Below are 22,839 nucleotides of genomic sequence, written 5' to 3' on the forward strand. Positions count from 1 at the left end.
GGCAGCTCCAGTACTGGCTATCTGATCCCGGCGCCGTAAATACACTGTTCTGCCGCATACCGCGCTGACCGAACCGACCAGCGCGGGGCATCGGAAGATCAACTGGCCGTGCCGATCCGAGGCCGGCGGAACGTCCGCTTCTGCCGATTTTCGTGCGATCAACGAGCTTTCGTGTGATCAACGAGTCAGCAGTGGCAGTAACGGCGTCAGATGACAGCAAAGGGCCGTATTCAACTGTCCGGTATTCGAGGATGGTCAGGCGGGGCGCTAGCCGCACCGAGGTACGGCGCGGCTACGCGAAGGGTTCGGGGTGGCGGTTCGCTTCTGATTCCAGCCCCGGCGCGACGGCCTGGACGAAGCTGTCGGGGTTGGTCATGGGGCGGCCGTTCATACACGCGACGAGATGACCGACACCGAGAAGGTCGTCCCAGATGCGGGCGCGGTGAAACACTTCGGGGGGGACGGCACGGCGGACGGTGTCCCACCCGTGCCAGGCCATCATCGCCGCGTCGAGGGCAGGGTCGCCGGGCATGGCCAGGTCCCAGTCGAGGATGCCGAGCAACCTACCGTCGGTCGACCAGTGGACGTTGGGGCCACAGAGGTCGCCGTGCACCAAGGCATCGGGGACCGGTTCCAAGGCCAGGGCGGCGTCGAGCCGACGCAGGACCTCGGGCTGCCACCGGACCGGTAGGCGGGGAACGATGTCCGCGGTGATGATCTCCGACCAGTGACGGCCCTGAGTTCGGCTGTCGAGCACGGCCAACAGATCACTGTCGAGAGGCACGGAGCGGACAGCCGACAGCACCTCGGCGATCTGGGCGACGGAGCCGACACCTTCAGGCAGAGCTGCGCCGTCGATCCACGAGACAGCAACAGCGGTTCGGTCGCCGAACATGGCGACGGAGGTCAACGGCTCCGGAACCCGAAACGGCAGGCCCGCGCGGGCCAACCGGCGCAACACTTCCACCCGCTGTGGCATCGCGGCAGCAGCCAACGGTCCCTTGCTGACCCGGACGGCGGCGACATCGGGGATCAGCAGCACGTCATGGATGTTGCCGTCGGCCGCGAGGACGGCCCGATCGAGGCGGACACCAGGCAGGAGAGCCGCGGCGATCTCCAGCAGGTCATCCACGCGCTTCCCCTCTACGGCGGATCGGTTCGCGGCACCCTCCACGCGAAGGCGGACGAAGGTGCCGTTACCCCGAGTGCTGGTCCGGTACTGCGACAACGGTCTTGGGCGACCACGACAGGACGAGCAGCTGGTAGCCGAGCCCACCGGAGAACCTGCCAGGCTGAACGCACTATTCTGTCGCATACCGCACGATCCGAATCGGCCAAAGCGGGCGCGGCCGGCAGCGAGACCGACTGCGGCCCAGGACATCCTAACCTGCCGATGTTCGCGTGAATCAATGGTGGATATCGGCGGCTATTGATTTGAGCGCAGTTTGAAGTGGCCACTTCTCGATACGCCAGGCCACGCAGCGGCGATCTCGGCAGCCTCGCCCTGCCTTCTCGAAGCGGTCTTCCGCATCCAGCACACCGTGCGGCACAGAGGTATTCAGCATCTGTGCCGTGCGCGCCCGCCGACGTCCCGATCAGGGCAGCGATCTGAACAAGCGGGCTCCGACCTCGTTGCCCTTGGCGCAGGTATCGGTCCCGTTGGGTTTGCCACCGGCAGTTCGATACGCGAAAACGATGCTGCCGAATGTCGCTGGTGTGCCGAAATCGCAGGCGATTTTGTTCGTGTCCGCCACCGACCGGTATTGGACGATCTGCCGACCGTAGTATTCGGTCCGCCTGAGATCCTGGTACGTGCCGGGCTCGAGCAGATCGTCGATCGTGCGGTCCGAGGAGGCGATCACCAACTCGAAGGTCTGATCGGCGGACAGCCACTTGCACATCTGCCAAGTGGGGTATGTGGAGTCGGAGATCCGAGACTTGCTCGCTGGGTTCAATCCCGCTGCGGTGATGTCGGATTCCGGCAATGAGCAGGGATCCCAGAAGGCGTCTTTGGCGGGGGCCGGACTCTGCGACACTGTGGCGGGCGGGCCATCGGAGCCGGTGGCGGCCGAACTGCCGGACGCCGTGATCGCGGGCGTGCCCGTGGTCGGAGCCGGTGCGGCCCCTCCACGATCGGCGGGGACCGTCGTGCGCTCGGTGAGAGCACCCGTCGCCGAGGTGGTCCCGCCCGAAGTCGGTGAGGCATCCTCGGATGCGCCGTCACACCCGGCGAGCAGCGTCATCACCCCGCACGCCATGGTCGCGAAGCGACGGCCGATGACTCCGGACCTCATATCGGGATTCCTTCGCTGTCGAGGTGCCGAGCGGCGGACCGTGTGTGTCAGAACGAGCAGTCGGTGGGACGGCCCGCCCAGCCCCCCTTCAAGAATTTGATGACGGCGCAGAAGACGTCCGCCGACGAGGAGCCCACCGGAGCGTCGACCTGAGTCGCAGCGACAGGTGCGGTGACGGGTTGCGCGGCCGCCGATCCGACGGGCGCGGCAAGTCCCGCGATCAGAGCGGCGGCAACGACGAGCTTCTTCATGCGGCGTCCTCTTTCGCATTGGCGGATGGTCGCTGATAGTTCCACATGGAAGTGAACGACCGAAAGCCCCCATTTCCATGGGGAACACTTTGCGCGCCACGCGTTTCGGAACCTTCATGTTCGGAACGCCGTCCCCGCACCGGATTCGGTGACTGTCGAACAACGCGTTCCACCGCCGAGGAGGCTGCTGGATGTCCGTCCCGACACCACCTGTCCGCGGCCGCGACGGAGTCCCCGCCGGCGGCCGGTTGTAGATCGCCGCAGGCCGTCAGGCCGTAGTCGCCATTCCTCTAGCTCGTCGTGTCATGCCAACCCATAGCCTGGTCGGTGACGGTGAGAGCGGCGACGGTCGTTCCGTCACCGCCCAACTCGGCCTCGACCAGGCTATGCAGCCCTCCTCCGGTGTCCAGCGCTGGATTTTCGCGACCGCCGGCACGTCGAGCTATGGCATCCGAGGCCGCACGGACGTCAGTGATGGATCGTGCGCAGCAGCGCTCTACTCATCTCGGCGCAGCGTGTGGTGGCCTGGGCGCACATCCGGCAGTGTTCATGGTGGTCGGCATGTTCGCCGCAGAGCCGGGAGCTGCGCTCGCACGCCAGCAAGCAGGTCTCGAGCGCGGCGCTGAGCAGGCTGGTGTCGGGCCCGGCGTGCCGGGTCAGCAGCCTGCGGGTGGTCGCCACGACGTCTGCGCAGTCCAGGTCCGCGACCACCGCGGAGATCAACGGAGCCGCGTTCGGTTCGGACAGCATGCCCGCCGCGCACGCGGTGACCGCCTCTTCGCATTCCAACAAGATGTCCACACCAGCGGCCAACTCCGCACGGTCGAGATTGCTCTCGACCTTCAAGCTCGCGAACAGCTCCTGAGTATGAGACATGACGGTCTCCTAATCGTCGTAGCTGGTTTGGTCATGTCCATTCTTCGCTTTTGCACCCGCCCCCGAAAGGGAATCCGGAGCATAGAGGCGCCGCATAGCCGGGTGAGCGCGCGCTTGCCAGCGGCGTTGTGGATCGTCACGGAAACATCTTGGTGGGCAGGGCGATAACGGCCTGGATCGCGCCCGCCTCCACCATGGCCCGGCGGATATCCCTCTCCTGGCGGTCGGCCGAGACCGCAGCCTGCGCCGGCATGAGGACTGCCGCGACCTCACAGTCTCCCGAAGGAGAACTCACGCGGGCCAGTGCTCAGGCGAGGCGGACCTCGGCGGTGGCGAGGCCGAAGATCTTGCGTCCGTTCGACTTCGCGACAATGACGACAACAGCCGTTCTCGTCTGAGGATCGAGTGATTTGACGCGTCCGGTGAACTCGACGCTGCTGACGGATCGGGCATCGACGACCGTGTAATTCGAGAGCCGAACCGCGTACCTGGTCACCGCTCCCGGGTCACCCAGCCATCCGGTGATGAACCCCGCTCCGAGCCCCATGGTGAGCATGCCGTGCGCGATGACGTTGGGCAGCTGCGCGAGGGCCGCGACGCCCTCGTCCCAGTGGATCGGATTCTGGTCACCGGCCACGCCCGCGTAGTTCACCAGGTCGCCGCGCGTCAGCTTCGCGATCCGAGGCGGGAGCTCGTCGCCGACAGCGATATCGTCGAATCGAACCGCGGTGCGCGGGACTCGCGTTCGAACAACTCCGGACAGGGTCGGGCTGGTGTCCACGGAGGAACTCGGTGCGTCGCTCTCATCTGGCACGACGGTCTCTGCGCCCGAAACCGTGGCCTTGGAGGGCACTTCGAGGTCGTGCATGACGATGCTCCTTATCGCATCGCCGATGCCGGCGTCGACCTCCTCACCGGCGATACCGACGACGGTCGTGTGCATCACCTGCGCCACCTGACCTGTCCCGTCGGTGAAGGTGTTCTTGACAGTGAGCAGGTCCCTGCCCGCGACGCGGCGAACCGACGCAAGCTCGACATCGCTGACCAGTCGATCACCGGTGATCACCGGCTTGTACATCTCGAAGACTTGATCGGTCTGCACGAACACGTCGTAACCGGTGACGACGGTCTCGAACAGCCTGCGGTTGGCCATCATCGCGGGGATCGAGACAAACGTGGTAGGCGCGACCAATCCGGCGTAACCGAACTCGGCGGCGGCATCCTCGCTCCAGTGCACAGGATGGAAATCCTGCACCGCACGGGCATACTCGCGGATCTTCTCGCGCCCAACCTCGTAATAGTCCTCGACACGGTAGCGATGCCCCACCATCGACTGTGAATGCGTGGCGGAATCGAACGCTGCCTCGGTCAAGCTTTGCTCCTCGTTCCCCGTGTTCCGGCTCTTCGGACATCGTAGTCGGAGACCGACAGCACGGTCGATCGGAACACCGTCCGCCAACTCGGCGAGGTCGAGGTCGTACGCGCCTTCACCGACGAGGCTTCCGGCAAGGACACCGGGGCCCTCGGCGAGCAGGTCGCCAGCGCGCCCGGGCGGGCACCCACGCGGTGGCCGTGGTTGTCGCCGGGCGAGGATGTCGGTCAACGCCCCGAGTCCGGTGATTCGCGCTCGTCCAGGGCGTTTTGCAGAGGGCCTGGGCCTCGGCGAGCCGATCCTCGAGGATCACGATCCGACACGCCCCCTCGAGGGAATCACCGGCGTCGATCAGCTCGCGCACGCGCGCGGCGATCCACAGCTGATACCGCGAGTAGCGGCGATGCCCGCCCGTTGAATTGAAAACGGACCGAGGGGAATTCCTCCTTCGGACCGTTCGCGTCGAACCAGTGATCTGCCTCCGGTAACCGGGGTGGATGATGGCCCCATGCTTCCCACCGATCGCTTGGAACAGGTCGACCGTCGCCCAGCGGTGATCGACACGCCCCTGGGCATCGTGTCGTTCGCGGTCGCCCTCGAGTCGGACGCGGTGCCGGCCGGCCCGGATACCGCGTGGCGCTTGCGGAACGGCTCGCACCTGCACCGCTGGCGGCATCGGAACGCGACGCTCGACCTACTGATCGGCAGCATCGATATGCCGGCCTGGGACGGCGGCGCGGCGGTCCCCGTGTGGGCGGGAATCTGGCAGGTGCGCGCCCACACCGCGGTGTCCGCGCTGACCATCTCGGCCGAACTGACCGACCTGCCCGCCGATGCGCGCGGCGGCCCGGACTCCGGCGAATGCCTCGCGGCGGTGAGCGTCGAGAACGAGCACTTCATGGTGTCGATCGGCGGCCCGGATTCGGAACTGCTGGCATTGCAAGCCGCAGACGGCCGGCTCATGCCCGCCGGCTGGGCGGACCTGCTGCCGATCGACGACTACGACTCCAGCGCCGAATTCGGTGTGCGCTACCGGGATCCGGCCGGAATCGAGTGGCGTCTGCCCGGCCTCGCCACCGCGGAGGTGGCCCGGCTGTGCATCGCGACCGCCTGGTGCCCCCGCGACGATGATCGGCCCGCGGCCTGGTTCGCGGTCGACATGCCCCTCGACACCGCGTACCTCCACCTCACCGCCGACCGAGACTGAACGAAAGCCCTATCCAGAAATCGGACCGGAGCCGGCCCGTCGGCGGAACTCGCTGGGCGACTGACCCGCCCGGCGGCGAAAGGCCCGGCGCAATGTGCGCGGATCGGCGTAGCCGAGCCGGGCGGCGATGGCGTCCATGGGCAGGTCGGTGTCACGCAGCAGATCCATCGCGTGTTCGTAGCGGACCGCCTCGACTTCGGCGCGCCAGGTGGTGCCCAGGTCGCCCAACCGACGTTGCAGGGTGCGCGGACTGAGGGCGAGGGTCGCCGCGACCGAATCGAGGTCGAGCGCACCGCGGCCCATGGCCTCGCGCAGCGCGGCGCGGATCCTGTCGATCGAGCCCGGTGCGGGTCGCGCACTGGCGATCAGCAACTCGGCGTAGCCGCGGTGGATCGCGCCCAGGTGCGGGTCGCCGCCGGTGGGCAGGGCTCCCGCGTCGAGGAAGGTGAGCTCGGAACAGGGTGCGTCGAAGATGATCCGGCCGGTACCGAATACCTCGATGAGGTGGCGGTGGTTGCGGGGAGCGCGATGCCGGAACGCGACCCGAACGGGCACCAGCGGATGACCGGTCGCCTCGCGGGCCCGTTGCAGCATCAGCGCGAGCGTGAACTCCTCCACCAGAGCGAGGATCGGCCCCGGTTCGATGGCCGCGGTATCCCGCACGCTGAGCAGCCCTCCGCTCTCCACCACCTCCCCGTCACCGAGCGGATCGGCGATGACGGCCCGCAAATCGACCACGCTGCGCAGACTTTCGGACAGCGTCGGCCCGCTCGTGAACAGGTAGTCCCACACCGTCAGACTGCCCCGCGTGGCCGTGGCCGCCGCGCACAACCCACCCGTCGGCCCCGCCGCCGCGTAGATCAACTCCCAGGCCCGCCAGGCGGAGTCCGTCGGAATCCGCACCAGATCATCGCGCAGCTGATCGGCCCCCACCCGCAGCGCGCTGAACAGTTGCGCCTGCGACGCACCCGCCCGCAACGCCGCGCCCCCAACCAGGGCCGCCAGTCGAGACGAGATGGTATTGCCGATCATCGCGGCAGCTTATCGGCGAGCGGATACTTCCAATCGGGACGTTCCGAACGCTGAGGATCGCAACGCACCGGAATGTAGCTGATACCCCGTCCCGCTGGTGGCGGACGGCTGCTCCTCCGTTCCCCGCCCACGCCGGTCTTTCCCACCGCACGGGTGGCGGTCGAATTCCCGACCGCGGCGATCAGCCCGCTCGGAGAGCTTCGACTTCCGGCGGCGACGCCGTCGGCGAATCTACTTCTATTGCAATGTTTTTCGATCACCGGAAGCTACTGGATCAACTTCGCGACGGCGTGGTTCGCGACGGCCGTCAACAACGCACCCGAACGCGAATTCACCTGGCACGCCTGGCCCCCGACCAGGCCCGAGCGGTGCCTATTTCCGCCTATCCGATGCCCAATCCATACCCCGCGGGCGCAAAATGGCATTCTTCAGGAGTTCCCGCCCCCACGCTCTCGACGCCGCACCCGGATCAGGAGACATCATGGCCGGATTGACCCGCATTCGCCACGTCAAGCTGCCGGTGAGCGATCTGGCGCGCAGCGTTGCCTGGTACTGCGACCTACTGGATCTGCGGCTGGCAGGCGAATTCCGGGAGGAGGGCGAGCTGCGGGGCGCGCAGCTCATGCATCCGTCCGGGTTCGGCATCGCGCTGCGAGAGCGCGAATACTGCGCGGGCACACCGGATTTCGGCGGGTTCGACGTCTTCGCCCTGGAGGTCGAGTCGGTCGACGATCTGCACGCCTTCGCCGCCCGCGCCGACGAACTGGACGCCACCCGCGGTGAGGTGTTCGACCGGGGCGAGTACGGCGCGGCGCTGGATCTCGTCGATCCCGACGACACGGTGGTCCGCCTGCTGGCCAACAACCCCTTCGACGCCACCCGATTCCTCGGCGTGGACATCGACGGCAAGGGCGGTTTCAGCGTGTACGACACACCGACACTGGGCTGAGCGCCACACGGTTCGTCGAACCCATAACCACAGGTAAACGCTACTAAGACATACGTACTAGACAACTGTTCCATGCTTTTAGTACATTTGTCTTAGACGTTGGAGCTAAACCGGAAGGTTCGACACCATGAACACCACCGCCCACTCGCTGCACATCCTGGTCTCCGGCGGCGGCATCGCCGGCAATGCCGTCGCACTGCAGCTGCTCCGGGCCGGAGCCCGGGTCACCGTCGTGGAGCGCGCCACCGCGCCCAGGCCCGGCGGCCAGGCCGTCGACCTGCGCGCCGGCAGCAAGGAGGTCGCCGAGCGCATGGGCCTCATGCCGGGCATCCGCGAGTACCAACTGGAGGAGCTGGGCATGGCCTGGGTGGACCGCCACGGCCGCGAATACGCCGCCCTGTCCATGGAGGCCTTCGACGGCAAAGGCCCGGTCGCCGAAATCGAGATCACCCGCGGCGACCTGAACCAGGTACTGCTCGACCTGCTGGCCGAGACCCCCGGCGAACTCGACTACCGCTACGGCGAGTCGGTCGAGACCCTCGACCAGGACGACACCGGCGTGACGGTCGGTTTCGCCTCCGGCGCCACCGGGCGCTTCGACCTGGTCGTCGGCGCCGACGGCGTGCACTCGGCCGTCCGCCGCCTCGCCTTCGGCCCGGAGGAACAGTTCTCCACCTACCTCGGCGGCTACACCTCCTTCTTCACCATGCCCACCCCCGACGGAATGAAGCCGGGCTGGTTCGCCATGCACTCGGTGCCCAGCGCCGCCGTCGGCATCCGCCCCGACCGGGACCAGCGCACCGCCAAGGCCATCCTGACCTTGCGCACCCCGGAGGACCCCGCGCTGCGCCGCGACATCACCGCCCAGCAGCGCCTCATCACCGACATGCTGGCCGACGCCGGCTGGCACGCACCCGCCGCACTGGCCCACATGGCCGACGCACCCGACTTCTACTTCGACGTGCTCGCCCGCATCGACATGCCGGCCCTGTCCGCCGGACGCGTCACCCTGGCCGGGGACGCCGGCTACTGTGGCTCCCCGATGACCGGCATGGGCACCGCCATGGCACTGGTCGGCGCGTACATCCTGACCGGCGAAATCGCCGCCACCCCACACGATCTGCCCGGCGCGCTGGCCCGCTACGAGGCGCGGGTGACCCCGTTCCTGGACGCGGCCAAGGAACTCCCCGGCGGCGGCATCCAGATGATGCTGCCGAAATCGAAGTTCCTCACCGCCCTCGGCCGCCTCAATATGCGGATCATGACCTCGGGCCCGATGCTGCCGCTGACCCGGAAGCTGTTCGAGCCCAAGGCCGAGGACTACGAGTTGCCGGTGTACGAGACCACGGCGCGCGTCTGAATGCCCGGCCCGCACCAAATCCGGACGCGCCCAGGCTGTTACATGGTGACGCACCTACGCCGCAGACACGCGGGATATCCCCCGCTGTGGCGGCTGAATTAGGCTCCAGCAATGAACGACATCGTCGGCACTCTGAGTCCTTCGCAGGAAGCGCGACTGCGCGAAAGTATCGGGCGCCAGACCTTGCTCACCACACTCGGAATCGGAATCGCAAGCCTGGCGCCCGGCCGTGTCGTTCTCGAATTGCCGTTCCGCCGCGATCTGTGCCAGCAGAACGGTTTCGTTCACGCCGGTGCGATCACCACTCTGGCCGATTCGGCGTGCGGCTACGCGGCCATGTCGCTGCAACCACTCGACCGCGACATCCTCACCGTCGAATTCAAGGTCAATCTCATGAGTCCGGCTGTGGGACAGCGGTTTCTCGCGACAGCGACGGTCGTGCGGTCCGGCCGCACCCTCACCGTCTGCACCGCCGAAGTCGTTTCCGACGCCAACACCGCGGGCCCGGTGGCTCTCATGCAGGCCACCCTCATGGCGATGCCGTCCTCCTGATCGGGCTCGTTCCGCCGCATCCGATCCACCTCCTGAAATGCCACGACCCCGGCCCTCGGGACCGGGGTCGTGGCATGCCGGGAATTCAGGCGGTGCCGTTGGTGGCTTCCGGCTTGGTCTCATTGCGCGGCTCGGAGGTCGTGTCCTCGCCGTCCTCGCGCGCGGCGATGCCGGGCTCGGTGCCCTCGTCGGCCTCCTGATCCGGTTCCGGGTGCTCCGGGGAGAACTCGGAGGGCAGGTTCTTGATGTGCTTGTTCATGTTCCGGATGAGCAGGACCGTGCCCGCGAGCAGCACCAGCACGATTACCAGACCCAGCGGAGAGGCCTTGCCGAACTCCGGTCCGGTGGGTGAGTTGGTGCCCTGGGCGAGCAGCGTGAACATCATCGGGCGGTGTCCTCGATGTCGGTGTCGATGCCGGAATCGACGTCGTCGATTCCCGCGAACAGGTCGGTCTCCGGGATCGCGGTCTTGACCCGGGTCTTGGCCAGCTCGAATTCCTCTGTGGGCCACAGCCGCTGCTGCATCTCCGTCGGCACCGCGAAGAACGCCCCATTGGGGTCGATCTGGGTGGCGTGGGCGCGCAGGGCGTCATCGCGCTGCGGAAAGTACTTGGCGCACTCGATCTGGGTGGTGACCCGCGCCATGATGTCGCCGCGCTCGGCGGCGTACTTGCGCATGCGGTCCATCCACTCCTGCATGGGGAAGGGCTCGCCGAGGCGCTCGTACTCGTCGGCGAAGACCTCCAGCCGGGTGAGGCTGAAACCGTGGTTGTAGTACAGCTTGAGCGGCTGCCAGGGCTCGCCGGCGTCGGGGAAGCGCTCCGGGTCGCCCGCCGCCTCGAAGGCCGCGATCGACACCTTGTGGCACATGATGTGATCCGGGTGCGGGTAGCCGCCCATCTCGTCATAGGTGGTGATGACGTGGGGTTTGAACTCTCGGACCACGCGCACCAGTGCCTCGGTCGCCTCGTCCAGCGGCACCAGCGCGAAGCTGTCCTCGGGTAGCGGCGGCATCGGATCGCCTTCGGGCAGACCGGAATCCACGTAGCCGAGCCAGATCTGGCGCACGCCCAGCGCCTCGGCGGCGGCGGCCATCTCCTCGCGGCGGACCTCGGTGATGCGGTCCTTGACGCCCGGGGTATCCATGGCGGGGTTCAGGATGTCGCCGCGCTCCCCGCCGGTGAGGGTGACGACCAGCACGTCATTGCCCTCGGCGGCGTAGCGTGCGGTGGTCGCCGCACCCTTGCTGGATTCGTCGTCGGGATGGGCGTGCACCGCCATGAGGCGAAGACCACTCACTTCTCGTTCACCTCACCGATCACGTTTTTCACCTCGTAGCGTCGAGCAGTATGTCGAGCAGTATTGATTGGCACGTGCAGGGGTCCTACGTGGTTACGCAAGCTGCCTCCTCCGAACCCTGACTGCACGTGCCGAGTCCAGACACAGGCATCAGATATGCATTCCCTATAGTTCCATCCGATCGTTGTTTGTTCCGACCTACCCCCCGGGAGCGTCCCCGACATGAGTGAAAGACCGGCCGACCGGTACGGGATTGCGCCTCGGAAGACCCGCCGCTGGCTCCCGTACGCCCTCGGAGCGGTCGTCATCCTCGCCGGACTCGGGGTCGCCTACCTGGGCTATCGCACCTACGGGCCGCAGGACATCGAAGCGGATCGGATCGGCTACGCCATCGTCGACGACTCCACGGTCAGCGTGGATTTCAAAGTGACACGCAAGGATCCGGGCAAGGCGGTCGCCTGCTTCGTCCGCGCCATGGACGGCGACACCGACGAGGTCGGCCGCCGCGAGGTGCTGGTGCCCGGCTCCGACTCCGGCACCGTCCGCGTAGTCACCACCATCAAGACCTCTCGACGGGCCGGCGCGGGCAATGTCTACGGGTGCACCGATCATGTGCCGGCCTATCTGCGCGCGGGTGATTAGTCCGTTACGCAACCCGCTTTGATGCTTCTACCAGCGCCTTTTCGAATCGTGCTAAAATGACGCGATACACGGTTCCGACGTTCGGAGCCGTGTTTGCTGCATTGACGGCCGGCGCTGTCGGGACTCTCCCCAGGGATCGCTCTGGCTGTCCACTGCTGCTGCGTCCATCTCCGGATGGACACGGTAGCGGGCATCAGGGAATCCCGGCATGCCGGGGACAACTACTAGGGAGTGATCGAGATGACTGAGACCGTGACTTGGCTGACCCCGGAGTCGCACGAGAGGCTCACGAGCGAACTCGGCGCGCTCATCGCCAACCGTCCCGTCATCGCGGCCGAAATCAACGAGCGCCGTGAAGAAGGCGACCTCAAGGAGAACGGCGGCTACCACGCGGCCCGTGAGGAGCAGGGCCAGCAGGAGGCGCGCATTCGCCAGCTGCAGGAACTGCTGAACAACGCCAAGGTCGGCATCGCGCCCACCAAGTCCGGCGTCGCCCTGCCCGGCTCGGTCGTCAAGGTCTACTACGACGGCGACGAGTCCGACACCGAGACCTTCCTCATCGCTACCCGCGAAGAGGGCCTTGGCAGCGCCGACCTCGAGACCTACTCGCCCAACTCCCCGTTGGGCGGCGCCCTCATCAACGCCAAGGTCGGCGAAACCCGCGAATACACCCTGCCCAACGGCAACACCATGAAGGTGACCTTGGTCTCCGCGGAGCCCTACCACAGCTGATCGACGACCGACGGATTCGCGGCCCCGGTCCACACGGACTCCGGGGCCGCAGTGCTTGTCGGCGCGGCTCGCGAAGTGATCGGCATCGGCTATGAACACGGCGAAGCGCCGCACCACTCCGGTGCGGCGCTTCGCCGTTTCGTCGCCCGGCAGCTGATTTCGCGAGGTCCGGATAATTCACCGGGTACGCCCGGAATCGGTTCGACTCCCGACCGCCGGCCCGGTCGACCGCGGCGCCCGGCCACCCGCGCCGGGAAGCGGTCAAGCCAGAGCTTGCTCGATATCGGAGAGCAGGTCGCTGATGTCCTCGATGCCGACCGAGAGGCGGACCAGATCGGCGGGGACCTCGAGAGCCGAGCCCGCGGTGGAGGCGTGGGTCATGGCGCCCGGATGCTCGATCAGGGATTCCACGCCGCCCAGGGACTCGGCGAGGGTGAAGATCTTGGTCTTGGCGCAGAAGGCGAGGGCGGCGTCCTTGCCGCCGTGGACGCGAACCGAGATCATGCCGCCGAAGCGGCGCATCTGCTTCTGGGCCACGGTGTGGCCCGGGTGCTCGGGCAGGCCGGGGTAGATGACCTGGGCGATCTTGGGGTGGTTGGCGAGGAACTCGGAGATGGTCTCGGCATTGTCGCAGTGCCGGTCCATGCGCAACGCCAGCGTCTTGATGCCGCGCAGGGTGAGGAAGGCGTCCATCGGGCCGGGCACCGCGCCCGCGCCGTTCTGCAGGAACGCGAACTTGGCGTCCATCTCCTGATCATTGGTGATCAGCGCGCCGCCGACCACGTCGGAGTGCCCGCCCAGGTACTTGGTGGTCGAGTGCAGCGCGATGTCCGCACCCAGCAGCAGCGGCTGCTGCAGGTAGGGCGAGGCGAAAGTGTTGTCCACCACCAGCTTCGCGCCACCGGCATGCGCGACCTCGGCCAGCGCGGCGATATCGCCGACGTTCAGCAGCGGGTTGGTCGGCGTCTCGACCCACACCAGCTTGGTGTTGGGCCGCATGGCCGCGGCGACCGCGTCCGCATCCGACACCGGCGCGACCGAGTACTCGATCCCCCACTGGGTGAACACCTTGTCGATGAGCCGGAATGTGCCGCCGTACGCGTCGTTCGGGATCACCATGTGGTCGCCGGGCCGCAGGTTCGCACGGATCGCGCAGTCGGTGGCCGCCATGCCCGAGGCGAAAGCACGCCCATAGGTACCGGATTCGAGCGCCGCCAGATTCGCCTCCAGCGCGGCGCGGGTCGGGTTCCCGGTACGCGCGTACTCATACCCGCCGCGCATCCCGCCGACCCCGTCCTGGGCGAAGGTCGAACTCGCGTAGATCGGAACGTTCACCGCACCGGTCTGAAGGTCCGGATCGAACCCTGCGTGCACCGCCCGTGTGGAGAAACCCAGCTGATCGCTCATGCGAACAGCCTAAAGACGCTGCGTATTCGCCCTTGCTCCGGGGCAGGGGCGGCCGGGTGAGCGGGCTTCGGCGCGGCCGTTGTGGGCGCGGCGCGGACGCCCCTATGGTGGGGCGCATGGTCACCGTAGACGAACTGTTCGCCATCGACTCCCTGCTCAGTGACGAGGAGCGGGCGATCCGGGACACGGTGCGCGCGTTCGCAGCCGAACGGTTGCGGCCGCGGGTGGCGGAATGGTTCGAGGCCGGGACGTTCCCGGTACGGGAGCTCGCGCCGGAGCTCGGGAAACTCGGGCTGCTGGGCATGCACCTGGAGGGCTACGGGTGCGCGGGAACCTCGGCGACGGCGTACGGACTGGCCTGCCTGGAGCTGGAGGCCGTGGATTCGGGTGTGCGCAGCATGGTTTCGGTGCAGGGTTCGCTGGCCATGACCGCCATCCACAAGTACGGATCCGAGGAACAGAAGCTCCGCTGGCTGCCGGAGATGGCGGCCGGGCGGGTGATCGGCTGCTTCGGGTTGACCGAGCCGGACTTCGGCTCGAATCCGGGCGGCATGCGGACGCGGGCGCGGAAGGACGGCGAGGACTGGATCCTCGACGGCTCGAAGATGTGGATCACCAATGGATCCGTCGCGGACGTGGCCATCGTGTGGGCGCAGTCGCGCGAGGGTGAGCGGGATGTGATCCGCGGGTTCGTGGTCCCGACGGACACACCGGGTTTCAGCGCCCGCGAGATGAAGCACAAGCTGTCCCTGCGCGCCTCGATCACCGCCGAACTCTCCCTCGACGGCGTGCGGCTGCCCGCCGACGCCATCCTGCCCGAGGCCCGCGGACTCCGGGCCCCGCTGGGCTGCCTGTCCGAGGCGCGCTTCGGCATCATCTTCGGCGCGCTCGGCGCGGCCCGTGACTGCCTTTGCACCGCAATCGAATACGCGCGAACACGCGAGGTGTTCGACAAGCCGCTGGCCGGCTATCAGCTCACCCAGGCGAAGCTGGCGGACATGGCGCTCGAACTCGGCAAAGGCGAACTGCTGGCGCTGCACCTGGGCCGGTTGAAGGACCGGCACGAGATCTCCAACGAACAGATCAGCGCCGGGAAGCTGAACAGCACCCGCGAGGCCATCAAGATCGCGCGCGAATGCCGGACCATCCTGGGCGCGAACGGCATCACATTGGAATACCCGGTGTTGCGGCACGCCAACAACCTGGAGTCCGTGCTCACCTACGAGGGCACCGCGGAGGTGCACCAGCTGGTGATCGGCGAGGCCCTCACCGGCTCCAAGGCATTTCGCTGAGCGGAACGCCGCGCGCTCATCGTCGAGTGGTCGGCCGAACAGCACCGGAAGCAGCCTCCGCGCACTCCCGCGGGGACGGGATGCGGCGGCATGCGCGATATCTCACAGTGGGGCCTGCCGCTGCCGGTCGATTGCTAGCATCACCGGGTGTTCGTCCCCGGCTCCGCGTTGCTCGTCGTCTCGGCGCGTAAGACCCTGAATCGCTTGCAGCGCACCCACGGAGCCCCCGCCGCGGAGGCCGCGGCCGTCTTCCCCGGCGTGTCCGCAGCGATCGACCAGCATGCCGCGGCCGTCCGCGACATCCTCGACCTCGGCGTCGAGAACTCCAGTCTGGTCCCCACCAGCGTCCTGCTCGCCGGCTACGCCCGCGGCATCCTCGAAGACCTCCGCGAAGCCGAGGCCATCCTCCCCCGGTCACCGCTGGACTGGCAGGACGCCGACTGGCTCCACCTGCGCCTGGCCGCCATCTGCGCGCTGGCCCGCGCCTGCTGAGCATGAAGCAGCCCCGGACGGAATGTCCGGGGCTGCTTCGGTTCTAGATCATGCCGCCGGGGTTGTCCCGGTCCTGCTCGCCGGGTCCGGGCGGCGGCTGAGCGCCGGGACGCGGCGGATGCTGCCCGGGAGGCATTTGCTGCTGTCCGGGAGGCATCGGCTGCCCGCCCTGCGGCATCTGGCCGGGTTGTGCGGGCATCTGACCGGGCGGCGGCGGCATCTGGCCTCCACCCGGCCGGTATTCGCCCCCGTAGCCCGGCTGCCCGTAGCCCGGCTGCCCGCCTTCGGGCTCGGCCCACTTGCCGGGCGGCATCTGACCGCCCATCCCCTGCCCCGCCATCATGGGCCGGCCGGCCGAGCGCTGCGCCATCATCGCCTGCTGTGCCTGCCGCTGGCGCGCCGCATCCTCGCGGCCCCGCTGATAGGCCTGCGCATGGCCCTTCACCTCGGGCATTTCGCCCTCGATGGTGTCGAGCCAACTCTCCCAGCGCTGCTGCATGGGCCGGATCAGACCGCCGCCGAGGCCGACGATGAGGACACCGCCGATGGTCGCCAGCACCGCGATGAGAATCGGCATGGTGACCGAGGTCCCCACGCCGATCTGATTGAGCGCCGCGATGACGCCGATGCCCCAGATGAACACCGCCGCGATGCGGCCCAGCATGCGGCCATAATCCAGACCACTCAGCATGTTCGACACCATCTCCTGCACCACGTGCGCGATCGCGCCCGCGATGCAGACGATGATGATGCCGACCGCCAGCCGCGGCAGCCAGGCCACGATGCCGTTGAGCATGGTGCTCACCGGATTCGGACCGAAGACGCCGAAACCCAGCTGCAGGGCGATCAGGAGAATCGCGTAATACGCCAGTTTGGCGATGAGACCGGTGGCGTCATAGCGGCTGCGGGCGAGCATGTCCCTGATGCCGCCGCGTTCGACCAGGCGATCGAAACCGACTCGGTTCAGGATCCGGGTCACCAGCTTGGCCACCAGTTTCGCCACGAACCAGCCGATGAGCAGAATGACCAGGAAGCCGATGAATTTGGGCACCCAGGTGGCGATGGAACTCCACGCGTCGGAGAGCCCTCGTCCGAACTGGATATCGATAGCCGAACTCGAGGTGTGCATGACCCCGTCCCTTCGCTATCCGTCCCGGCCGTCTGCCGGAACTGCTCCACGGGGTGGTTATACGCCTGGTTGAGCTCCCGATTCAGACGTTTGCGAAATAGTTGCCAAATCGGATGTCCGCTATCTGCCGAAAGGCGAGAAACACCGCGATGGCCCACCCCTCATCAGGCAGGCCATCGCACTGTTGTCCGGTATCGCGCCGGAGTGGATCAGTAGGCGCTCGAGACGTTGTCCATCGAGCCGTAGCGGTGCGCCGCGTAGTTGCAGGCGGCCACGATATTGGCGACCGGGTCCCAGACGTCGAAGGGGGTGCCTTCGACGTGGTAGGCGTTGAAGGTCGGGTCGATCACCTGGAGCAGGCCCTTGGACGGGATGCCCTTGGCGGCGTTGGAGTCGTAGAGGTTGATCGCCCGCGGGTTGCCGCTGGATTCGCGCATGATGTTGCGCAGGATGCCGTTATAGCTGCCGGGGATGCCGTGCTGGGCCATGATGTCCAGCGCCTGGCGGATCCAGCCGTCGAGGTTGTCCGCGTAGACGGGCGGCGCGGGCGCGGGAGCCGGGGCCGGAGCAGGAGCCGGGGCCGGGGCCGGCTCGGGCGCCGGGGCGGGCGCGGGCAGCGGGGCCGGCATGGGCGCCGGGACCACGGCCGCGACGGGCTGCTCGTTGGCGGGAGCGACCGCGGCGGGCGCAGCGGCGGCCAGGGTGGCCTCGAGCGCGGTCGACCGGACGTCACCGCTGGCGGAGCCGGCGGCGGTGACGATGGAGCCGAAGACGCCCAGAGCGAGGGCGGCGGAGCCGACCGTACGAGCGGCGGCAACCACCTTGCTACATCTGGCAGGGTCACTGAGAGCAGTCATAACATTCATGGGCATGGCGAATTTGGATTCCTGTTCGGTTTCGGGCTCGCAGGCCTGAAGAAGGCAGCGCACGACCAGGGCGCGCGTCTCACGACACTCACCTGAGCGCTGCGGTCTGTTGTGGTTGCTGTTGTGAAACCCATTGCGGGTCACTGGAATTGGCGCACTCCACGGAGTACAGCGGAGATCTTCGCGACCTCCCGGCCGCGGAGCCTCATCACATCGATGTAGTGATCACGTTCCGCATGTGTGTTCACATCTCCTTGCGCTATCCAGACTTGCGGTCTGTTTCCGACGAGGTCACAGCTTGATTGCGCGTTGTTAACACAAACTGAACCAAAGTTGAACAGAAAGTGAACTGGCCCGTTGGGCAACTCCTGGACCTGCATTAATACATGCGCTGACCTGGTGATTCAATTCGAAACATAAAGTGTTTCAGATCACAGATTAATTTAGCCCCAAGATCGCGATATACCGACATTTGCCCGATTTGTCGGCGATTCATCGGCGTTTCGAATTCGTCAAGTAACGCTTTGGCAAATCACATTGGTTACCTGAAATCACATTAGTCACATTTGTCACGCGAAGTAGACCCACCGCGGCACATTCGCCGGATTGCACTCGATCCAGGTCGCCGAGCCGGCGTCGACCGCGCCCCTCACCACTGATCCGGCCACCGGGATCCCATTCGAGAAGGGCCCGGCGGTATGCCAGACGGCCGACGCGGTCACCCACCGGCTGGGCCGTGACGAGCTCTGTCTTCGCCATGGAATACGGCCTGCTGTCCATTTGGCCGCATCTCCCGCGACACCCGCCGCATACGTGGCCGGATCGGTCGATCGATACCGGCGCGGTGCGCCGGAAAGCATATGGACGTACCCAATCGGGTTGTAACCCCGGGGAATATCTCCAATGTCCCCTTCCGCCAACGCCACTCACGCCGACACCGTCGTTCGCTCTACCGCGCCATCGAGGCCGGTGACCTTCCGGCGACGTTGCCTGGGACGCCGCCTGGTCCGCCAATACCGCCCAGGCCGCGGGGGTTTCGCGGCCGCGGACCTGTGGCGACACCGCGAAGCTGATCGCCGCACACACGGTCGGCAACCCATGATGGCCTGAAACCGAGTCGAAATGTCCTTACTGACAGACATTTTCACCGCTTCTCGGCGCAACCTGATCGCGATGCCGGTGCTGTTAGCCGGCGGCGCTGCCGCGGTGATGCTCGCGATGGCGGGCACGCACTATTCGCGAGATAGCCCAGCCCCGAGGCCGTTCCGCCACCACCGCCGGCACCGCGGCGGTCATGGCGGGCAGTGTCGGCCTCAGCGCGGCGATCGTCTGGGCGCCTTCCCGCGGTGATCTCGAATGCGGAAGCGGATCCGCTTGTCCCGCACTTTTAATCACAGCGGTGAAAGAAATCCGCCCGCCGGAACCAGCTGCGGTTCCGACGGGCGGCACATGTTCGGCTGCGCCTCAGGCGAGGGCGCCCGTGCTCAGGAAACCCAACAGGTCGTGGCGGGTGATGACGCCGACCGGCTTACCGTCCTCGACGACCATCAGCGCGTCGGTGGACTCCAGCAGCTTGGTGGCGGCCGACACCGGCTCGCCCGCGCCGATCAGCGGGAAGGCGGGGCTCATGTGCTTGGAGACCGGGTCGGTGAGCTTGGCGCGGCCTTCGAAGACCGCCGACAGCAGATCGCGCTCGGTGACCGAACCCGCGACCTCGCCCGCCATGACCGGCGGCTCCGCGCCGACCACCGGCATCTGCGAGACGCCGTACTCCCGCAGGATCTCGATGGCGTCGCGCAGGGTCTCCTGCGGATGGGTGTGTACCAGATCCGGCAGCTCACCGGACTTGCCGCGCAACACATCTCCCACGTGCACCTCGGTGGTCGAACCGTCGAGGCCGCTGCGCAGGAAGCCGTATGAGCTCATCCACTGGTCGTTGAAGATCTTGGACAGGTAGCCGCGGCCGCCGTCCGGCAGCAGCACGACCACCACGGCGTCCGGGTCGCGCTCGGCGACCTTGAGCGCCGCCACCACGGCCATCCCGCACGAGCCGCCGACCAGCAGGCCCTCCTCCCGGGCCAGACGGCGGGTCATCTCGAAGGAGTCGGCGTCGGAGACAGCGATGATCTCGTCCGGGATGGCCGGGTCGTAGGCGCTGGGCCAGAAGTCCTCGCCGACACCCTCGACCAGGTAAGGGCGGCCGGTGCCGCCCGAGTAGACCGAGCCCTCCGGGTCCGCGCCGATGATCTTGACCTTGCCGCCCGAGACCTCCTTGAGGTACCGGCCGGTGCCGGTGATGGTGCCGCCGGTGCCGACGCCCGCCACGAAGTGGGTGATCTTGCCCTCGGTGTCGCGCCAGATCTCCGGACCGGTGGTCTCGTAGTGCGATTCCGGGCCGCCCGGGTTGGAGTACTGGTCCGGCTTCCACGCGCCCGGGATCTCGCGCACCAGGCGATCCGAGACGTTGTAATAGCTGTCCGGATCCTCCGGCGCGACCGCGGTCGGGCAGACCACGACCTCGGCGCCGTAGGCGCGCAGAACGTTCCGCTTGTCCTCACTGACCTTGTCCGGGCAGACGAACACGCACTTGTAGCCGCGCTGCTGCGCGACCAGGGCCAGGCCCACACCGGTATTGCCGGAGGTCGGTTCGACGATCGTGCCGCCCGGCTTCAACAAGCCGGCCTTCTCGGCAGCGTCGATCATCTTGACGGCGATGCGGTCCTTCGAGCTGCCGCCCGGGTTCAGGTATTCCACCTTCGCCGCCACCAGTCCCGAGTTCGGACCCACCACGGAGTTCAACCGGACGAGCGGGGTGTTTCCGATCAGATCGACGACATGGTTAGCGATGCGCATACCCCTTATCGTTGCAGAAAGGAGATACGCCCCCACGCGCGCGTCGGTGATATCACCGCGTGGCGAATTACGATCGGCCCTATGAGGATGCCGACGAGCTTGCCCGCCGCCTCCCTACTCGCCGCCTCCGGCATCGCGACCGTGCTCGTCGCGGCCGCGCCCGCCCGGGCCGCAACCGTCGAATTTCCGCAGGTCACGAGCCTTTATCACGACGCGATGGTGTGCGGCGGCACTATCCGATCCTGGGCGGACACCGGCCCGCAGTGGCCCGGCCGGGCCATCATCAACATCCAGGCGCTGCCGGTCACCGGGTTCGATCCGGGCGAGTACAGCTTCGCTCCGCAGTGCGTCGCCGTGGCCACGGTCGCCTGGCGGAACATGGACACGGGCGCCGCCGGCGAATATCGAGTTCCCGTGCTGGCGGGCTTCTACGGCAGCGAGCACTACGCCCTGTTCCAGAACACGGGGCCCGGCCACATCATCGTCACCGTCTACACCGACATGCCGAACATCCCGGCCCACAGCGCCTTCGACGTACCCGCGTGACCCAATTCCATCCCCGCCGCCGTCGGTCCCCGCGCGCCCCCGATTCCATCCCCGCCTTCCATCCGCACCCGCGCCCCCAACTCCACTCCCCACCTTCCGTCCGCACGCAACTCCGCCCCCGCCTGCAGCCTTGTTCGTGCCCGCGCGACCTCGACTTCTTCGCTGCGCCCGCCTCACTCGAAACCCTGTCCGTGTCGCGCCGCCGGGCAGGCAGCGAGGCATGAGAGCCGCGAGAGTGAGCGATATCCCACAGTTCAATGGTTGGGATACGGGCATACCGGATGTTTGAGCCGAAACACACCCGTCGTAAATTCGAAGCGGATCACCCCAGCAAAGAAGGAGTCCTCATGGCTGAGGCCGTCATCGTTTCGTACGCCCGCTCGCCGATCGGCCGCGCCGGCAAGGGTTCTCTGGTGAGCATGCGACCGGACGACCTCGCCGCGCAGATGGTGCGTGCCGCCCTCGACAAGGTGCCCTCGCTTGCCGTCTCCGACATCGACGACCTGCACCTGGGCTGTGGCCAGCCCGCCGGTGAGGCCGGTTTCAACATGGCGCGCGCCGTGGCCGTGCAGCTGGGCTACGACTACCTGCCGGGCGTCACGGTCAACCGCTACTGCTCGTCCTCGCTGCAGACCACCCGCATGGCCTTCCACGCCATCAAGGCCGGTGAGGGCGACGTCTTCATCTCCGCCGGCGTCGAGACCGTCTCGCGCTTCCCGAAGGGCACCTCCGACGGCTGGCCGGACTCGCACAACCCGCTGTTCGCCGAGGCCGAGGCCCGCACCAAGGCGACCGCCGAGTCCAACGCCACCTGGACCGACCCGCGCGAGAACGACATCCTCCCGGACGTCTACATCGCCATGGGCCAGACCGCGGAGAATGTCGCCACCTACACCGGCATCTCCCGCGAGGACCAGGACCACTGGGGCGTGCGCTCGCAGAACCGCGCCGAGGAGGCCATCAAGTCCGGTTTCTTCGAGCGGGAGATCACCCCGGTGACCCTGCCCGACGGCACCATCGTCACCACCGACGACGGCCCGCGCGCCGGCACCACCTACGAGAAGATCTCGCAGCTGAAGCCGGTCTTCCGCCCGGACGGCACCATCACCGCCGGCAACGCCTGCCCGCTGAACGACGGTGCGGCCGCGCTGGTCGTCATGTCCGACACCAAGGCTCGTGAGCTGGGCCTGACCCCGCTGGCCCGCATCGTGGCCACCGGCGTCTCGGGCCTGTCCCCTGAGATCATGGGTCTCGGCCCGATCCAGGCGGTCCGCAACACCCTGAAGAGCGCGGGCATGACCATCGACGACCTCGACCTGTACGAGATCAACGAGGCCTTCGCCGTGCAGGTGCTGGGTTCGGCCCGCGAGCTGAACATGGACCTGGACAAGCTGAACGTCTCCGGTGGCGCGATCGCCCTCGGTCACCCGTTCGGCATGACCGGCGCTCGCATCACCGCGACCCTCATCAACAACCTGCAGACCCACGACAAGCAGTTCGGTCTGGAGACCATGTGTGTCGGTGGCGGCCAGGGCATGGCGATGATCATCGAGCGCCTCAGCTGAGTCGCACCTGATCCCCGCGGCCAAGCCCGGGAATCAGTTGGGCCGTCCGACCGTAAGGTCGGGCGGCCCAAGTCGTCTTTCGGGGCGAGGGCGGGGCCGAGCGCACACCCTCGCGGGTCTGCC

23 protein-coding genes are annotated in these 22,839 nt (G+C 67.2%); 10 read left to right on the plus strand and 13 right to left on the minus strand.

The genetic code is table 11. The features are described 5' to 3' along the window. Nucleotides 1-292: 292 nt before the first annotated feature. The 6 genes from GLP40_RS21530 to GLP40_RS21550 form a co-directional block, all read right to left on the minus strand. The gene (locus GLP40_RS21530) at nt 293-1,132 is read right to left on the minus strand and encodes a phosphotransferase family protein (RefSeq protein WP_328290494.1); all 840 of its coding nucleotides are present in this window, start codon (nt 1,130-1,132) and stop codon (nt 293-295) included. Between the two features lie 463 nt (nt 1,133-1,595). After that, on the minus strand, nt 1,596-2,294 hold the full coding sequence (locus GLP40_RS21535) for a DUF3558 family protein (RefSeq protein WP_196054741.1): 699 nt from the start codon (nt 2,292-2,294) through the stop codon (nt 1,596-1,598). Between the two features lie 47 nt (nt 2,295-2,341). Next, nucleotides 2,342-2,545, minus strand: a complete 204-nt coding sequence (locus GLP40_RS33325; protein WP_196054742.1) for a hypothetical protein — start codon at nt 2,543-2,545, stop codon at nt 2,342-2,344. Between the two features lie 468 nt (nt 2,546-3,013). Continuing rightward, nucleotides 3,014-3,421 carry a hypothetical protein gene (locus tag GLP40_RS21540; protein ID WP_154789796.1) on the minus strand — a complete coding sequence of 136 codons (408 nt, stop codon included), beginning with the start codon at nt 3,419-3,421 and terminating at the stop codon, nt 3,014-3,016. A gap of 136 nt (nt 3,422-3,557) precedes the next feature. Further along, nucleotides 3,558-3,716, minus strand: coding sequence for an N-6 DNA methylase (locus tag GLP40_RS21545; protein ID WP_154789797.1), 159 nt, complete (start codon nt 3,714-3,716; stop codon nt 3,558-3,560). Nucleotides 3,717-3,728: 12 nt separating this feature from the next. Continuing rightward, the gene (locus tag GLP40_RS21550) at nt 3,729-4,751 is read right to left on the minus strand and encodes a fused (3R)-hydroxyacyl-ACP dehydratase subunits HadA/HadB (RefSeq protein WP_154790023.1); all 1,023 of its coding nucleotides are present in this window, start codon (nt 4,749-4,751) and stop codon (nt 3,729-3,731) included. Nucleotides 4,752-5,301: 550 nt separating this feature from the next. Between GLP40_RS21550 and GLP40_RS21555 the strand changes: the two genes are divergently transcribed. Then, on the plus strand, nt 5,302-6,000 hold the full coding sequence (locus GLP40_RS21555) for a hypothetical protein (protein WP_154789798.1): 699 nt from the start codon (nt 5,302-5,304) through the stop codon (nt 5,998-6,000). Between the two features lie 9 nt (nt 6,001-6,009). On the opposite strand, the gene GLP40_RS21560 is transcribed toward GLP40_RS21555, so the two are convergent. Next, nucleotides 6,010-7,032 (minus strand): AraC family transcriptional regulator, encoded by a 1,023-nt coding sequence (locus tag GLP40_RS21560; RefSeq protein WP_154789799.1) that lies wholly within the window; start codon nt 7,030-7,032, stop codon nt 6,010-6,012. Between the two features lie 481 nt (nt 7,033-7,513). Between GLP40_RS21560 and GLP40_RS21565 the strand changes: the two genes are divergently transcribed. From GLP40_RS21565 to GLP40_RS21575, 3 genes are all read left to right on the plus strand, one after another. Further along, nucleotides 7,514-7,981, plus strand: coding sequence for a VOC family protein (locus GLP40_RS21565; protein WP_196054743.1), 468 nt, complete (start codon nt 7,514-7,516; stop codon nt 7,979-7,981). 127 nt (nt 7,982-8,108) lie between these two features. Then, nucleotides 8,109-9,341: an FAD-dependent monooxygenase gene (locus tag GLP40_RS21570; protein WP_154789801.1), complete on the plus strand. Its 1,233-nt coding sequence runs from the start codon at nt 8,109-8,111 to the stop codon at nt 9,339-9,341. A gap of 111 nt (nt 9,342-9,452) precedes the next feature. After that, the gene (locus GLP40_RS21575; RefSeq protein WP_154789802.1) at nt 9,453-9,893 is read left to right on the plus strand and encodes a PaaI family thioesterase; all 441 of its coding nucleotides are present in this window, start codon (nt 9,453-9,455) and stop codon (nt 9,891-9,893) included. Nucleotides 9,894-9,978: 85 nt separating this feature from the next. On the opposite strand, the gene GLP40_RS21580 is transcribed toward GLP40_RS21575, so the two are convergent. Together GLP40_RS21580 and mca are read right to left on the minus strand one after the other, a co-directional pair. Continuing rightward, entirely contained in the window at nt 9,979-10,275 is a 297-nt protein-coding gene (locus GLP40_RS21580; RefSeq protein WP_407671651.1) for a hypothetical protein, read from the minus strand. Beyond that, nucleotides 10,275-11,174 (minus strand): mycothiol conjugate amidase Mca, encoded by a 900-nt coding sequence (mca, locus tag GLP40_RS21585; protein ID WP_154790024.1) that lies wholly within the window; start codon nt 11,172-11,174, stop codon nt 10,275-10,277. Before mca ends, GLP40_RS21580 begins: the two co-directional genes overlap by 1 nt. A 240-nt stretch (nt 11,175-11,414) precedes the next feature. On the opposite strand from mca, the gene GLP40_RS21590 reads away from it, so the two are divergent. Continuing rightward, nucleotides 11,415-11,834: a DUF4307 domain-containing protein gene (locus GLP40_RS21590; protein ID WP_154789803.1), complete on the plus strand. Its 420-nt coding sequence runs from the start codon at nt 11,415-11,417 to the stop codon at nt 11,832-11,834. Nucleotides 11,835-12,074: 240 nt separating this feature from the next. Then, nucleotides 12,075-12,566, plus strand: coding sequence for a transcription elongation factor GreA (greA, locus tag GLP40_RS21595; RefSeq protein ID WP_154789804.1), 492 nt, complete (start codon nt 12,075-12,077; stop codon nt 12,564-12,566). 261 nt (nt 12,567-12,827) lie between these two features. Here the strand turns inward: greA and GLP40_RS21600 are convergent, their stop codons facing one another. Further along, nucleotides 12,828-13,973 carry a cystathionine gamma-synthase gene (locus GLP40_RS21600; protein ID WP_154789805.1) on the minus strand — a complete coding sequence of 382 codons (1,146 nt, stop codon included), beginning with the start codon at nt 13,971-13,973 and terminating at the stop codon, nt 12,828-12,830. Between the two features lie 116 nt (nt 13,974-14,089). On the opposite strand from GLP40_RS21600, the gene GLP40_RS21605 reads away from it, so the two are divergent. Further along, on the plus strand, nt 14,090-15,265 hold the full coding sequence (locus GLP40_RS21605) for an acyl-CoA dehydrogenase family protein (protein WP_154789806.1): 1,176 nt from the start codon (nt 14,090-14,092) through the stop codon (nt 15,263-15,265). A gap of 147 nt (nt 15,266-15,412) precedes the next feature. Beyond that, nucleotides 15,413-15,757 carry a DUF6401 family natural product biosynthesis protein gene (locus GLP40_RS21610; protein WP_328290495.1) on the plus strand — a complete coding sequence of 115 codons (345 nt, stop codon included), beginning with the start codon at nt 15,413-15,415 and terminating at the stop codon, nt 15,755-15,757. Nucleotides 15,758-15,800: 43 nt separating this feature from the next. Here the strand turns inward: GLP40_RS21610 and GLP40_RS21615 are convergent, their stop codons facing one another. From GLP40_RS21615 to GLP40_RS21625, 3 genes are all read right to left on the minus strand, one after another. Continuing rightward, on the minus strand, nt 15,801-16,886 hold the full coding sequence (locus GLP40_RS21615; RefSeq protein WP_154789807.1) for a mechanosensitive ion channel family protein: 1,086 nt from the start codon (nt 16,884-16,886) through the stop codon (nt 15,801-15,803). 209 nt (nt 16,887-17,095) lie between these two features. Beyond that, on the minus strand, nt 17,096-17,707 hold the full coding sequence (locus tag GLP40_RS21620) for a transglycosylase SLT domain-containing protein (RefSeq protein ID WP_328290496.1): 612 nt from the start codon (nt 17,705-17,707) through the stop codon (nt 17,096-17,098). 1,509 nt (nt 17,708-19,216) lie between these two features. Continuing rightward, entirely contained in the window at nt 19,217-20,605 is a 1,389-nt protein-coding gene (locus GLP40_RS21625; protein WP_154789808.1) for a cystathionine beta-synthase, read from the minus strand. Nucleotides 20,606-20,686: 81 nt separating this feature from the next. On the opposite strand from GLP40_RS21625, the gene GLP40_RS21630 reads away from it, so the two are divergent. Together GLP40_RS21630 and GLP40_RS21635 are read left to right on the plus strand one after the other, a co-directional pair. Then, complete coding sequence (locus GLP40_RS21630) at nt 20,687-21,151, plus strand: hypothetical protein (protein ID WP_154789809.1); 465 nt, start codon at nt 20,687-20,689, stop codon at nt 21,149-21,151. Between the two features lie 347 nt (nt 21,152-21,498). Continuing rightward, the gene (locus GLP40_RS21635) at nt 21,499-22,716 is read left to right on the plus strand and encodes an acetyl-CoA C-acetyltransferase (protein ID WP_154789810.1); all 1,218 of its coding nucleotides are present in this window, start codon (nt 21,499-21,501) and stop codon (nt 22,714-22,716) included. Nucleotides 22,717-22,839 lie beyond the last annotated feature (123 nt).

Source organism: Nocardia aurantiaca (assembly GCF_009708175.1).
GTDB classification, from domain to species: domain Bacteria; phylum Actinomycetota; class Actinomycetes; order Mycobacteriales; family Mycobacteriaceae; genus Nocardia; species Nocardia aurantiaca.